The organism is Desulfovibrio sp., from assembly GCF_035644575.1.
Classification (GTDB): domain Bacteria; phylum Desulfobacterota; class Desulfovibrionia; order Desulfovibrionales; family Desulfovibrionaceae; genus Desulfovibrio.
Map to the genome: position 1 here is coordinate 1 of NZ_DASQOG010000157.1, position 14,369 is coordinate 14,369.

General features: G+C 44.6%; 9 protein-coding genes and 1 tRNA gene. 5 read left to right on the top strand and 5 right to left on the bottom strand.

Annotated features, from left to right (window positions below):
* Positions 1 to 4 precede the first annotated feature (4 nt).
* The 3 genes from VEZ52_RS08965 (at position 5) to VEZ52_RS08975 (ending at position 1,003) form a co-directional block, all read left to right on the top strand.
* Positions 5 to 172, top strand: coding sequence for a hypothetical protein (locus tag VEZ52_RS08965; RefSeq protein WP_324836550.1), 168 nt, complete (start codon positions 5 to 7; stop codon positions 170 to 172).
* A gap of 198 nt (positions 173 to 370) precedes the next feature.
* Positions 371 to 847, top strand: coding sequence for a hypothetical protein (locus VEZ52_RS08970; RefSeq protein WP_324836521.1), 477 nt, complete (start codon positions 371 to 373; stop codon positions 845 to 847).
* Between the two features lie 79 nt (positions 848 to 926).
* Positions 927 to 1,003: transfer RNA gene (locus VEZ52_RS08975), tRNA-Arg, on the top strand.
* Between the two features lie 324 nt (positions 1,004 to 1,327).
* On the opposite strand, the gene VEZ52_RS08980 is transcribed toward VEZ52_RS08975, so the two are convergent.
* Positions 1,328 to 2,824 carry a KAP family P-loop NTPase fold protein gene (locus VEZ52_RS08980; RefSeq protein ID WP_324836522.1) on the bottom strand — a complete coding sequence of 499 codons (1,497 nt, stop codon included), beginning with the start codon at positions 2,822 to 2,824 and terminating at the stop codon, positions 1,328 to 1,330.
* Between the two features lie 147 nt (positions 2,825 to 2,971).
* Here VEZ52_RS08980 and VEZ52_RS08985 point away from each other — a divergent pair, with 147 nt between their 5' ends.
* Complete coding sequence (locus VEZ52_RS08985; protein WP_324836523.1) at positions 2,972 to 3,709, top strand: hypothetical protein; 738 nt, start codon at positions 2,972 to 2,974, stop codon at positions 3,707 to 3,709.
* Positions 3,710 to 5,069: 1,360 nt separating this feature from the next.
* On the opposite strand, the gene VEZ52_RS08990 is transcribed toward VEZ52_RS08985, so the two are convergent.
* From VEZ52_RS08990 to VEZ52_RS09000, 3 genes are all read right to left on the bottom strand, one after another.
* Complete coding sequence (locus VEZ52_RS08990; RefSeq protein WP_324836524.1) at positions 5,070 to 7,313, bottom strand: DUF3987 domain-containing protein; 2,244 nt, start codon at positions 7,311 to 7,313, stop codon at positions 5,070 to 5,072.
* 134 nt (positions 7,314 to 7,447) lie between these two features.
* Positions 7,448 to 7,648, bottom strand: coding sequence for a helix-turn-helix domain-containing protein (locus VEZ52_RS08995; RefSeq protein ID WP_324836525.1), 201 nt, complete (start codon positions 7,646 to 7,648; stop codon positions 7,448 to 7,450).
* Positions 7,649 to 7,939: 291 nt separating this feature from the next.
* Positions 7,940 to 9,055 carry a site-specific integrase gene (locus VEZ52_RS09000; protein ID WP_324836526.1) on the bottom strand — a complete coding sequence of 372 codons (1,116 nt, stop codon included), beginning with the start codon at positions 9,053 to 9,055 and terminating at the stop codon, positions 7,940 to 7,942.
* An 836-nt stretch (positions 9,056 to 9,891) separates the two neighbouring features.
* On the opposite strand from VEZ52_RS09000, the gene VEZ52_RS09005 reads away from it, so the two are divergent.
* A complete protein-coding gene (locus tag VEZ52_RS09005; RefSeq protein WP_324836527.1) occupies positions 9,892 to 11,700 on the top strand; it encodes an ATP-dependent nuclease in 1,809 nt (602 codons plus the stop codon).
* Positions 11,701 to 11,720: 20 nt separating this feature from the next.
* Here the strand turns inward: VEZ52_RS09005 and VEZ52_RS09010 are convergent, their stop codons facing one another.
* A complete protein-coding gene (locus VEZ52_RS09010; protein WP_324836528.1) occupies positions 11,721 to 14,174 on the bottom strand; it encodes a c-type heme family protein in 2,454 nt (817 codons plus the stop codon).
* Positions 14,175 to 14,369: the final 195 nt, after the last annotated feature.

Below are 14,369 nucleotides of genomic sequence, written 5' to 3' on the forward strand. Positions count from 1 at the left end.
GAACATGGGCAACCTGCACTACGCGCCGGACAAGCTACAGGTGCTGCCCCATGTGGCCCTTTCCGCACAGGACAGGGAAGACCTGCACGTTATACAGGATCATCTTGTGCAGCTTGATTTTCGCTGCGTTCCCACAGAGACAGTTCGAGGCCCCAATGATCAACTTTTCTGATTTATTCGCTGCCGGGGCTCCCTACGCTTTTTTTTTGCCCTGGCTGGCGCTGCGCGTTCAACCTGCATCGTTGGCCTTGTAGACCGCCCCATCTGTCTTGCCCTGTTCGCGGGCTTTTTTACCGGCGACTGGTCGCTGGCACTCCCCCTTGGCATAATCATCGAACTGCTCTGGCTTGACGCGCTGGAACTTGGCAGCGTGGTGCCGCCGTATGGCAGCCTGAGCTTTCTGCTGGTGTTTTCCCTGTGCAGACAGTTTGGGCTGGATCAGCCCGGAATGGCGCTGTTGCCGCTCTTGCTGTCCATGATGGCGGCCTACACGGCAAGCTGGTGTGAACAGCGCCAGCGCATCAGCCTGAACCCGCTGGTGGACGCTGTGGTGGCGTGGGGGAGCGGCAGCGGGGGAGTATCGCCAGGCCGCGTTATTTTGCTGGCCGGGCTGAGCCGGGCCTTGTGGCAGGCGGGGCTGTTTATTTTGTGCTTTGGGCTGATTTATCTGCTGCTGGCGGTGCTTTCTGCGCACCATGCCATACCGGCCCTGCGGGCGGTGACGTGGTCGGCCCTGTATGTGGCGGCCCTGCTTGGGGCAGTGCTGTCGCTGCGCACACGGCAGGCCTATGCCGTGCTTGTGGGCACGCTGGGCGCGCTGGCCCTGCTCATTTGGGGCGGCAACTAGCGGGGGGAGTGGGCAGTAAGAGCAGCCGCGCCGTGCTTAGCTTGACATGACCCTAAAGAATTACTACAAAATCTGGATTGCGCTCGTAGCTCAGTTGGATAGAGCGACAACCTCCTAAGTTGTAGGCCACAGGTTCGATTCCTGTCGGGCGCACCAATGAAATCAAGGGCTTGCGGAAACACTCCGTAAGCCCTTTTTCTTTTGCCCCACACTAGCCCCACACACAATGAAAACGTGCATCAAATCCACCATATATTACACGCTTTTTAGTGTATAAATAAGGGAAATTCTCAGATCCATTAAAAAAATGAATCTTAACAGGCGTTGGGTATCTGACCTAGCAAAGGGATTGCTTGTTTATGATCACTTAAAGAATCTATTCAGATGTTATTGTAACACGATGTTATTAAATTGTTATTACAAGGTTACATCAGCAATCATTTGATAATTTCAATTGGACTTAACTGTGGTATTTTAGTGCTATGTATTAAATTGTTGTATGAAATTTAATTTTTGTTGGATGGACATGAAGACTTCATTCATTGAAGGCATTTGAAAGTAATAAGTGTAAATAGTTCTTTGGCCGCTGATTCCAATTTCATAAAAACTTTTCGATTGCATTACGCCCATAAAGCACGACGCCATTTCTTCATGGCGAACGCTTCCTTTATTTGTCATGCACATCCTGATGCACATATTAACACAATATTCTACATCGGCATATGGTTTTACATTAAATTCCTCCCAGGCTTCTCTAGATTTTCGCCACAATTCCTCATTAATGTCATCATAAATAGTTTTTGAATGCTTTTCCTTCATCAACGCTATGGCATCTTCGGTTGCCATACGAATTTTATCGCATGAATAATCGCACGACAGTCGGTTGTCATGTAACATGATTATCAGGAAAGATAAAAAAACCTCGTAGAATGATAATGTGGGGTATGCCCGTAATAGAACTGAAAAACGTCCCAAATCTTGTAAAATAATTCTGAGTGACTTCCCGGCGAAGATTGATTTGTCGCCTGTTAATATTTTTTCCGGACTTATTTTGAGATTTGCAAAGATCCTATCTTGACCATCTTTTACTGCTTGGTATGCTGCAGCAATAGCAGGCAATTCTAGTAAATATTTTTCTATCAGTATTGATATGTCCGGCTCTGGAAGATTGTAGTAAATATCAAAAAATTTACCCAAGTAATCTAGTCTGGTGTCATGGTTAATGGTCTTTCCATTCTCCGCATGCTGGTCATACTTTAGGCCAAATGTGTGCTCAACGAGCATTAGTAACTGCCTTGGATCTATTGCTATAATAAAAATAACTCCTGCAACACTGAATAAATGCTTAATTCTTTCAAGAAGTGCAATAGCATAATCAGGACGACATCTGTCCATTTCATCTATCATTATAAGTAAAGGGAAGTCTTCACATTGATCTCGAACAGATTTTGCAATATTTTTAAGAGTTTTTGGAAATAATTTTGTATTAGCTCTATGGCGTTGTACTGTTGCAATAGCTGCTTTTCCGGCTAGCTCGAGAGATTTTGCTTGTGGATCAGCAACTGATAGAGCCGATGTTAGAGGGCGGATTAATTCTGGTACAATTTCAATTAATTTATTTATATTTTCAAATAAGTTTGGCAGAGTCCATTGCTTCGTCTTAAGACTATCATGTATACATGACATAAGTGCTACAAGAGGATCACCCGAACAATCGGCTTCCCATGCATTAAAATACACACAGGCCCTGTTCTGTGATTGAAGGTCATTTCCCCAAGCACGTAGAAAAAAAGTCTTTCCACTTCCCCAAGGGGAGACCAAACCAATAACGCATGGGTCATCTGTGTTAGCGATCAGTCTCGTTAATTGCTCTGCTATGTCTTTGCGCCCGAATGCGTCTGCCGCCCACGTAAGATCTTCTTCGCACTTTTCAAATTTTTTGAAACCGCCGTTAACGAAATTTTCTGATGATTGCATCAAATTTTCCTTTATGAAACGAGCAGATTTGCGGATACTGATATTTTCACACTACGCTGACTAACTGCTTGCCCGGAGTTCAAAATCGTTGTCAGAATAATTTTTGCAATGTGAGCTTTCTGCACCTTGTTACCTTTAAGGAGTCCCATGATGCAAGATGACAACAAAACAAATGTTCCTGTGATTCCTGAACCAAGAAGAATCGAAAAGTGGCTACAGTTGGGAAAGGCTGCTACAGATATCTTTGGCTCAGCCGTTCCGATTTTAGGGCCGACATTATCATGTGCTCTTGGGACAAAAATTGACGCTCTTCGTGAAGAACGGATAAACAAATTTTTACATTTGTTGGCAGAATTTCATGAAGCAATTCCTCAGCAAGTCATCAATTCTAATGAATTTTCTGATGCAATCCGAGTTGGTATTTCCAAGTATGTTGCTGAAGGTGATGAGAGAAAGCGTCAATTTTTCTTGAATCTTAATCGCTCACTCTTCACAGTTCTTGTTAGGGGGGGTAACGGCTCGCCATTCCCCATATATTTAGTGTTTAATAACCTCTTTGATCAACTTTCCTTACCTGCACTGGATTGCTTAGTTCAATTCAGAAAAAAATTTAAAAGTAAAGCCTCACGCTATGATATTGTGACTTATTTTAACGAACTTCATGGGATCCACGGCAAAAGAGCACTCATGGAATTAATAAGTAATGCTCTTCTTGAGGAAGAGGGGTCATATGAAATGCCGCCAAGTTTCACGGTCAATGCCACTAAAGCAAAAGATAATACTAAAGAAAAGTCAATTGGACAGAGAATATGCCAGATTCAGCCTATTGGCGCTTTATTTGTTGATTGGCTAAATACTGACTTCCAAGAACAACCTGAAAGCTAAAATATAAGGGCTCTGTCTTTCAAGCGGAGCCCTTATCATTATGAATAAAGTTATCTCTGTCCTTTCGAAACGAGCCACAGGCGAGTTTGCCTATCCCAACCGCTTGGCGGTTGGGCGGGATTGCCCGCAGGGGCCACGAAAACGCATCGCGTTTTTGTGGGCACAAGGGCCATCCCGATAAGACTGATTTCGGCAAATTGTGTAAGACAATCGGGTTAACTAGGAAACGAAATGTCAGGCAATGGTCTCGATGAGATCAAATTGTGTAAGACAATCGGGGTAACTGTTACCATTCAATTCGGCAAAACGTATGCAGAAGAATCTACACGAACGGGGGTTTGTGGAAGAGAAGCGGTAATGGGAAAGACTTTTCATGATGAAAGGCGCGCCCGTCCGTCAGGGCTACGCCCTGCGGAACCTGGGCGCGGGTGGTGGGGGGTAATGTGAAAGACTTCCATGATGAAAACGCGCGCCTACCCTTACGGGCTTTGCCCGCCGGGTACCCAGGCGCGTAGTGGGTGTGTAGACGCACCAGGGGTGGAGGGAAGGAAGGCTGGGGCCGGGAGAATGCACACGAAAAACGGCCCATATTTTGAATGTAAGCGTTTAGAATTTAAAAGTCTGGGCTTATAAGGGGCTAGAAAAACATACGCTTAGAATCGAAATTTAAGTGGTGGGTAAGAAAAACTGTTTGCGGAAAAGGTTTTTCTGCGGGTGGCGTTTTTGTCTTTTTGGGCTTCGTGGCGAACCCTGTCTTTGTCTTTGGCTCCAGCCTTCCTCATTCTGCCCCAGTGCTTCCCCCCTCACCCACTACGCGCCTGGGGGCCCGACTGGCGTAGCCAGTTGGGTAGGCGCGCTTTTCTAAAATTGAACCGTTTTTAATGAAGCATGGAAATTGTAAAAATTCTGTATTTTGTCTTTGGCTCCGGCTTTCCAGTTCATTGCCCTTTGCCATTCCCCCCCCCACCACCCGCGCCGAGGGGCCACGCCAAGGCGAAGCCTTGGTGGGGTAGGCGCGCATTTCAAGCCACAAAAGTGCTGAAGTTTATTTTCAGCACTTTTTGAGCACTCCAGTTTCCGCTGATATTAAAGGAGAATTAGCCGTAAAGTGCTGAAGTGCTGAAGTGCTCAAAATTTCCTAAAGGTTATTTTAAGGTATATATCTTATTATATTTATATTAGCATTTTTTAATGCAATCTATTCTTCCTTTTCTTGTAGAAAAACTTCAGCACTTCAGCACTTCAGCACTTTTCAAAATTTTTCATTGCTATTAAAAGATTTTTCGAGTGATATTTTAGTGCTAAAAAAGTGCTGAAAATAAACTTCAGCACTTTTATAGAGAAAAGTTGCGCCGCGTTTTTAGAAAACGTCTTCGTTTTTTGGTTCAGCTTCCGTGTTTATAAAATCTGTATTCCTTTTATAAATCTGTGCCGCCTCCCCTGTTCTTACAGGCACCTTTTTAAAGTTGTTGTTATATTCTTCGCTTTTTATCCTCATGACTTTTCCCTTGTTCGTCCTCCAACTCGAAAAGCCGAGTTTTTCAAGCGCCTTTGTTAATGCTTGGACTGTCCCGCCATTAGAAAATATCTGCTCCTTGAGAAGTTCAGAATGCTTTTTCCCATTTTGAATCGCGTTGTAGTCGATCTGGTACATATCATTCGACTTATCTACAAAGGGATCAACGGTCGTAAGCAAGTTAAAAATATCGTCTTTTTTTTGCTTTTCTTCCGTTTTCCCAGAGATCATTTCCCAGGCTTTCCGCCCGTGCCGTGTCATAGTCTTAAAAATCGTTATTGCGCGGCTTACGGTTTCTGTGCTGATTTTGGGAAAAGGAGCAGTTCCGTTTTCTGCGCACTCCAAGCAATGCAGAATGAGCACAATCCTTGGAAGCTGCCCGCACAACCTGTTTGCTCTTGTCATTGGGTCGCCGAGTTCTTTTGAAGCGTCAATTGTTTTATTGTTGTGCGCAGCCATCCTTATTGTTTGGTTGTAATCCCGTATCAGCTTTTCCCCTTCTCGCGATATGCAAATTGTACGGGGGGCAGTGTTCTTTACCAGCTTGTCTTCCTCTGTTGCAACTCGTTCCGCAACAATTTCATGCGCGCATAGGAGTGGGCTAATCAGAGATTCAACCTGCGAACAAAAGTCGCTCAGCCTGGGGCGGAAATCTTCATGAACAGGCGTTTGCTCGGTCAAAACAATGAAACTGAAGCGGTGCAAAAAACCGCTGAACATGTCTTCCCGGCAAAAAGCTGTACACAAAATTTCAGGCTGGATTGTTCCATAAATCGAAATCCAGCAGTTGTCTGCGTTCACAGATTCGCGCGACATTCTCTTTGCTCTGACGCTGCCACCGTCGTACATGGACAGCAGAGCGCTTTTTGCTGGATCATTGTTGTTTTTTCCTGTCTTGCTATATCGCCCAAAGGAGCCAAGAAGTTTGGTTAATTCGTCAGGCGACCAGCAAACGCCACCGGGATTTTCTGCCAACACGACTTGTAGTGTCTCCGGTGTAATATCATCAACAAAGTAAGTTTTGCATGCGGGCTTTGTTGGCTCTGTCGGCTTCTTCTCCTGTCTCCCGTTTTTCATCCATGCCTTGTATTCATCTTCATAAATCAGCATGGCTTCCTTGTACCCTACCATGTTCTCCATATATATTTTGTCTAAAAGTCGTTGCGAGTTCTTAATTGGCGCTGAGAAAAAGCGGCTCAGCGCCGATTTGCCGGAGCCAGATGGGCCGACTATGGCAAGCCACAAGTGCGCTGGGGCTGAGATCATGCTGTCGAGCATGTAATTTGCACCAATTGTTGCGGATACACATTGAATCGCTGCTGCGAAAGATAGCCATGGATCAACGTTCAATGCGGCGGCTGTGCCCAGCACCAATTTTTTCAATTTTGGCTGAAGGCATTCTAAAGGGAGTTCAGGAACCCCGTTTTCTTGTTCTTCCTCTTCTTCCTGCTCCGGCTCTGGTTCCTGTTTTTTCTCTACTCCTCTGAAGATTGCAGGCATTCCCAAAGGAACAACAATTTCCTTCTCTGCTTTCTCAACAGTCGCCACCATTCTGATTTTTTCAAGCAATTCTGCTGGTGCGCCCAACAATTCACCGTCCTGAATGGCAGCATAACTTGACGAATTTTCTTCACTTTCAGGAGTATTATACCTCAGTGTAGACGGCGGCACGACAATAAAGCCATTCTCTCCATGGAATTGCCCCACACCTCCGCCCCACACAACTGCCCCACACAATGGCTTTTCGCCCGTGGTTGGGTACTGAAAAATGTAGCAAGTTTCGTTGAAACACGCTGAAAATGCAGGCGTTTTTGTGTCCATTAGCGTGTTTTGCGGCAGGGTGACGGCCAAAAGCCCAGATGCAGCGCCTGTTGGCACGGAGATCATGGCGTCCGGAAAATCTGTCCACCATTTGTGAATCTGGCTTTCGTCTGTGGTGGCAGCTTTGCGCCCATTAGCAACCAAGGGAGAGAATTGACCTGGGCCGTGGTCGGATGGGTTGTAATGCGATGGAAAAACAGAGAAGCCGCATCTTGCATATTCCAGAGCAGACTCTAGCAGAGTGCTTTTTTGTGCGAAAAAATTCATAATAGCGTCCTTCCCGTACGGGTTGACTATGGTCGAAACGGGCGCTATTTATACTGCGTGACTAGAGTATAAATAGCTTTTTTTGATCCTAGGGCTGTTTTGAACTGCAATTCAAAACAACCCTTTTTCGTTTGTTACGCACGTTTTCCTGCCTTTCTTGGATCAATTCTTGTGTCTTCAACAAATGCTTTAATATCGTCTTCAGTGTAGAAGACTTTTTTACCCGCTTTATGGTATGCCGGGCCTTCGCCGTTATAACGTTGTTTCCGCAAACCTTTTACAGTTAATCCGAAAACTCTTGCCGTATCTTCTTCTGAAATAAAATTGTATCCCATTTTCAACCTCGTTGTTTTGTATTTTTAGACTATTTAACGCTCTATTAGGAGTCGTTGAGCTACTACATGACTAACTTATAGATCGCATATAATTTAATGCAACATTACAAAGTAAATATGCTAAATAGCATAATGCAAAAAAAGCAAAAAATAGTGCTCTGAGACAGGGTGTTTTTTGCATAAAAACATGCTCTCAGAAAATTTTTTGCAGTCAAAAAAAAGCAGAAAACCCTTTTGTGAGAAGGATTTTCTGCTTTCAGCAAAAATATTTTAAATTTTTTTTGAGTAAGGCTATTTTTCGTCGTTTTTTGGCGGGGTAGGGGTCATGGCAGAGGTCACTACGTCCGCTGCCCGCTTCATTGCCGCGTCTGCAAGGTGGGCGTATCTCTGCGTCATTTCGGGGCTTTCGTGGGTCAAGAGCTTTTGCAGTGTGTATAGGTCAACTTGGCCGCTTGAAGCCAAACGGCTTGCGAAGTTATGGCGCAGCCCGTGGAGTGGCCGGAAGTCTTTAGGAAGCCCAGCGGCATCTCTCACACGTACAGCCATCCTTTTGAAGTTCTCACGCTTGCCGCCGTCTTTCCCAGGGAAAACAAATTCACCGGAGTGGGGGAGCTTTTGGAGTATTTTTAAAACTTCTTCATTTACTGCTATATGGGAAGTCTTGTTATTCTTTGCATACTCTGGTTGCAAAGTAACAATGCCGTTTTTGATATCGATATCAGCCCATTTCAGGCCGAGAATCGCACCGCGCCGCATGCCTGTAAGTAGGGCAATGCGTAGAAAGGCTGCGGTGTCCTGATCCTCTTCTTTGTCCAATGCGGCAAGGTAGGCCGCAAGTTGTTCATCGGTCATAAACTCTGTTTTTATGTTGTCCACTTTGGGCTTGTCTACATGTAACTTGCGGCTGTCGGGTTGTGCTATGATGCTTTTTTTGACCCCATAGTTTATAGTTCTGGTCAAAATATTGAGAATGAGCTTTACGGTCTGCGGGCTGTGGTTTTTAGCTTTTTCATACCTGATTGCATCAACATCTTTAGTTGTTATTTCATCTATAGTTTTTAAATGTATCTTGCTTAAATGGTTAAAATTTATCTTATCGGCTTTGCGCGCTCGGTTTTCAGGTAATGTCGATTGGTACAAATCAAAAAGCTTTTTAAATGTCAGTTCTGCTTGAATCACTTCTTCGCGGCGCTCTTCGTTGGTTGTTTCCTCTCCTTTTATTTTTGATTCTCTGATTCCGGCGGCAATCTTAGGAGTAACGCCTTTCCCGCCAATTTTTTCTTCATAGACTTTAGAACCTCTTCCGCCTTTTCTGTACCTTATATAATAAATCCGTCCGCCTTTTGCGTCTTCATAGTAAAAAACGCCTGGGTATGCTGTTCCATGTCGTTCTCTGCCGGCAGCCATTTCAACCCTCCTAAAATCAAGTTCTAGGGGTTTTTGCCCCACACTTGCCCCACACGTAAAGGAAGTCTACGTAGTTTAGAGTGGTTTGACAAGGCACGAAATGGCTTGAGTTTGATCGTAAAAGTTTATGTATTTTTAAATGGTTATTGTAAATTTTCTTTTGGTATCAACGAAAAATTATTTTAAAAAAACGCAACCTCCTAAGTTGTAGGCCACAGGTTCGATTCCTGTCGGGCGCACCATATTTAAGGGCACATGAAGAAAATCTTCATGTGCCCTTTTTGTCTTTGTATTAAGTCGTGGTGGTAGAACAAATAATTTCAATTTCAATAATGCTTGATGATTTGTAAAATCCCGTAAGTTTTTTTAAAAATGCATAATAATATTAAAAAAATATAACATGTAATGTTATATTTTTGTTCGCTAAAATAGTAACATTAGATATTTTTTTATCATATAAGTTGGTTGAACTAATTTATATTTAAAATATATTACGCCTAAAGACAGAAGTTTTGTGCTGCGAAGGCAACTCACAAGATATTTTGTCTTAATAAAAAGGAGGTGTTTATGAAATATGACACTTCCACAAAAAAGTTTATTGCTGCAACTCCCTTAACTTATATTATTTATGAAAGCAATTTTTGAACTTATTATTGATGCAGTCCTCAACTTCTTTCGGATTCCGTGGGAACTTGAGACTCCTTCAGGGTTTAAGTTCAGAACGTTTGGCTCAAACGTAGCTGAGTAAATAATAAGGCGGCAGTAATTAAACTTTCCCACTACTTGTAGTGTTTTTTTTGTTTATACTGTATAAAATACATGTAAATGAAGAAAAAATGAAGCTGTATAAAATTAAAATCCAAGGATTTCGAAGAATATGCAATGCTGAAGTTGTATTTGGTGATGCTACGTTCTTAATCGGATCAAATAATGTTGGGAAAAGTAGTGTTTTTGCAGCAATTGAGCATTTATTGAAGCCTGGAAAATCTTCAATTAGCGTTGATGATTTTCATCAATGTATTGATGATGAAGGAAATCAATGTAGTTTGACCGACACTATTGTTTTAGAGGGGGAGTTTCGTGACGTTCCTGAGGAAGCGAAAGAATGGCGTGGATTCAGAGGCCGGCTGTTGCCTTATGTTGTGCCCCAAGGAAGCAATGAATCTGGATTAAGCATGATATATAAAAAGACATTCAAGATTGATAGCTCTGATCCGACTGTAGAAGTCTTATCGTATAAGAGAAATCCTGCGCCAGGTTTTGATTCTGCAAATAGTATTGAAGATTTGATTGCTGCTGGAATGACTCCGGAAGGTGCAATAGATTTTTTCGGAAAAGACTCTGGTAAACTTTCACCCAAGCAAAAAGGACTACTTGAAGAGTATAATAATGCTTGGGTCACTGAAAATAGTGAGCTTTTATGGGTCAGTAATCCTGGTGGATTTTCTGCAATTTTTGCGTCAAAGCTTCCAGTGTTTATTTCTATTCCAATTGATGATGGGCGATTACAAATAACAGAAAAAAATGGTGCTCTTGAAAAAATAATGAATGAATTATTTAATGAAGTTAGAAGTGTATCTGAAAATTATAAAAAGGCTGAAAAATATCTTCAAGATCTATCACTTGAGCTTGATCCATCGGATGAAAATACGCAATTTGGAATGTTAATGAATGAATTAAATGATGTTTTAGGGAGTGTCTTTGATCAGGCACAATTTTATGCAAAGGCAGACTTATCAAAAGCTGAAAATGTAATTAAACCTTGTTTTCAATATTCAATGTCAAGTAACGTAAGAACTCCAATTTCCTTACAAGGATCAGGAATGATCCGTTCTGCTGTTTTTGCTTTATTAAAATTTCGGCAACAATGGTTTTCAGCGCGTGGAAAAGAACCAACACGTGGATTTATAATCGGTTTTGAAGAACCTGAGATATACTTGCATCCGAATGCCGCAAATCAAATGCGTGATACTATATATGAACTTACTAAAGGTGACGTTCAGATTGTGTGCACGACACACTCCCCTTTCATGGTCGACCTGAACAAAAAAGAACGGCAGGTTTTAAATTGCTTGCGCCATGATGGAACTGGAATTTGTTGTAACCCATTTTCAATTACAGAAAAGTTTTTAGAATTACAAAATGATGATAGGCAATATATTAAAATGTTGTTACGAATGGATGATTATGCTTCTCGGATATTTTTTGCAGAATATATTGTTATTGTTGAGGGCGATACTGAGGAAATAGTCTTTCGTGAAACCATTCGTAGAATGCCAGAAGCAATACGTAAGAAAATTTATTCTTGCGTTCAAATTTTTAAGGCGAGAGGTAAACCAGTTATAATCTCACTTGTCAAATACCTTCAAGCATTTGGTATTAAGCCTTTTGTAGTGCATGACGCTGACACCGGCACAGCTGGAGCGGAACTGTTCAACGATAAAATTGTGGAAGCTGTTGGTGATCGTGATTTTGTGCTGCTTTTACACACATGTATTGAAGACGAGTTAGGATATCCTGCTCCTACTAGTGATAAGCCATTTAAAGCATATCAACATGTAACTAGCTGGGGGCAGACATGGGATGATGTTCCAAAAAGTTGGAGGGAAAAGATGCAAAAAGTATTTTCAAAATATTTTAGCTAAATGAGGTGCAAGACATTCCCTCACACCTTCTGTAACCACGCGCAGAGCTTCTGGTAGAGCAGCGACACTGAAACGGGCTTGGCGATAAAGTCGTTCATGCCAGCTTCTATGCACAGTTCGCGGTCTTCGGCAAAGGCGTTGGCTGTCATGGCGATAATGGGGATGGTCGCCCCTTCTGGGAGCAGCCGTATTTGCCGGGTAGCCTCCAGGCCGTTGATGTGCGGCATCTGCATATCCATAAGAATCAGATCATAGGTAGCAGCCTGCACCCGCTCAATGGCCTTGCCGCCGTCCTCCGCAAGGTCAACAATAAAGCCCACGTCTTCCAGCAGGGCCTGCGCAATCTCACGGTTGATAGGCTCGTCTTCCACCAGCAGAATGCGCTTGCTGCCAAGCTTTTGCCGTATGGTGCGTTCCGCTTCCTCAGCGCTGACTCTGGTCGGCTCGTTGACCGGAGGCGCGTCCTTACGCAGCACGGCAGTGAACCAGAACGTGCTGCCCTTGCCCTCCACGCTGGTCATTCCCGCCTTGCCGCCCATGAGTTCCGCAAGCTTTTTGGTGATGGCAAGGCCAAGGCCTGTGCCGCCGTATTTGCGGCTCATGGAATTATCCGCCTGTTCAAAGGCGCTGAAAAGGCGCGGCTGCATCTCCGGGCTGATGCCGATGCCTGTGTCTTCCACCTCAAAGCGGTACGTCACTGTGCTGTCAGTCTGTGATTCCGGGCGCACTGCCACCTTAACATAGCCGTGGTCCGTAAACTTGAGCGCATTGGTGGCGAGGTTGAGCAGGGCCTGCTGCAACCGGCTGTCGTCGCCATAAACGGGGCAGGTCTCTGGCGCGGCATCCATAAGCAGCTCAAGGCCTTTTTCCTGCGCTTTCTGGCCCAGAATGGAAGTAATGTTCTCAAGCAGGGTAGGAATATGCACGGGCACGTGTTGCAGTACGAATTTTCCGGCTTCAATTTTTGATAATTCCAGAACATTATTGATGATTTCCAGCAAGTGGCTGCTGGCGATCTCGATCTTGGTGAGTTTTTCCACCTGATTGGGAGTAAGGCCCGATTTGCGCAAAATATGGATCATGCCCGTGATGGCGTTCAGGGGCGTGCGAATTTCGTGGCTCATGTTGGCGAGGAAGGCGCTTTTGGCAACGCTGCCCGCTTCTGCGGCGTTTTTGGCAATAATCAGATCCTGGGTGCGCGATTCCACCAGCGCCTCCAGCCGTTCACGGTGGGCCGCAAGCTCGGCCTCAACCTGCTTGCGCTCCGTAATGTCCTTAACCAACCCGATGGCCACCCACTTGCCCTGCATGTTCATGGTAGACAGCGCAAGCTCAATGGCAAATTCCTGCCCATCCTTTCGCAAGGCGGTCAGCTCCACGCCGGAACCGAGAAAAATCCCCTGACCGCTGGAACAAAAGTCTTTCAGGCCATCTGCCATTTTATCGCGGTAGCGGGGCGGAACCAGAAATTCGTGTAAAATCCGTCCCATAACCTCGTCTGCCGTATAGCCAAAAATAGTCTCTGCCGCCTTGTTCCAAAAGATGATGCGCCCGGAGCAACCCAGCAGAATCAGCGCGTCCTTGATGCTGTTTGTGGTCAGGCGGAAGCGCTCCTCGCTCTCGCGCAGGGTTTGCTCCCGCTTCTGGATTTCTGAGCTCATTTTATTGATGGAGTCGGCCAGATCGTCAATTTCATCCTTGCTCATTGATTCTGTCCGCGCGCTGTAATCGCCTGCGGCGAGCTTTTTGGTGCTTTCTTCCAGCCGAGCAAGACGGGCGATAACGCATTTGTTGAGCAGGCCGCCAAGTGCAAGCAAGAGCGCAAGATAGCCCAAAATATGTATGGAAATCTGGAATATCCATTCAGAATAATACTGCTGGCGCAGTTCTTCCGACGGCATGAAAATACTCAAAATCCCACGGAGGTCGCCAACATTGTAGTCGTATGAGTCAGCATAGGCCGCAGCAATGGACTGCGGCGCGTCTTCCCGTTTGCCATGACATCGCAGGCAGTATTCTTCCACCCAGATGGGGCTGGTGTAGTGATAGTAGGCAAGGCCGTTTTCTGTTACTTCAACCATCCGGTTTTTGGAGGCAGGGTTGGCTTTGAACCACGCCAGGGCGTCAAGCTCAAACGAGTTTGCCATGTTGGCGGGGTTGCGCGGCCTTTCAGACACATTGCTGAACCTGAGCCCACTGTTGTTCCAGTTATGGAATTCTGTCGAGATCCTTGCGAGCGCATGCGCAGGCAAAAAGCCGATGGTGGCATCGGTTACGGGCAGGCCGCTATCAATGAACTGTTTTTGATAAACACGGCGGGTGGCCATGATGATGGCGCGGAAGTCCTCTGCATCACGCCCCAATTCGGTGCGGATGGAAGACTCAATTTCATTGTAACCAAAATAGATATCAGCACAAACGATTATGCTGATAATTGCAGTGGTAAGGCACCAAACCTTGTACTTGATGCGCATCGCAGCCTCTCAGTGAGTCTATGGCACGTTATCAGTCTCAGGCCTGTGGTCTTGGGATATCGTTGTATCTAATGATGCAGAAAGATGAGGCAGGAAAAACAGACAAGCAACAAATTATGACTTTTAAGATAACATGTAATGTCTGTATAAATCATAATTTTTATGAATATACAGTCTTGTTATGATTATGTCAAA

Bases quoted from the DNA above. Each gene is read 5' to 3' on its own strand.
- VEZ52_RS08965 (WP_324836550.1), top strand. From the start codon at position 5: ATGGGCAACCTGCACTACGCGCCGGACAAGCTACAGGTGCTGCCCCAT.
- VEZ52_RS08980 (WP_324836522.1), bottom strand. From the start codon at position 2,824: ATGCAATCATCAGAAAATTTCGTTAACGGCGGTTTCAAAAAATTTGAA.
- VEZ52_RS08985 (WP_324836523.1), top strand. From the start codon at position 2,972: ATGATGCAAGATGACAACAAAACAAATGTTCCTGTGATTCCTGAACCA.
- VEZ52_RS08990 (WP_324836524.1), bottom strand. From the start codon at position 7,313: ATGAATTTTTTCGCACAAAAAAGCACTCTGCTAGAGTCTGCTCTGGAA.
- VEZ52_RS08995 (WP_324836525.1), bottom strand. From the start codon at position 7,648: ATGGGATACAATTTTATTTCAGAAGAAGATACGGCAAGAGTTTTCGGA.
- VEZ52_RS09000 (WP_324836526.1), bottom strand. From the start codon at position 9,055: ATGGCTGCCGGCAGAGAACGACATGGAACAGCATACCCAGGCGTTTTT.
- VEZ52_RS09005 (WP_324836527.1), top strand. From the start codon at position 9,892: ATGAAGCTGTATAAAATTAAAATCCAAGGATTTCGAAGAATATGCAAT.
- VEZ52_RS09010 (WP_324836528.1), bottom strand. From the start codon at position 14,174: ATGCGCATCAAGTACAAGGTTTGGTGCCTTACCACTGCAATTATCAGC.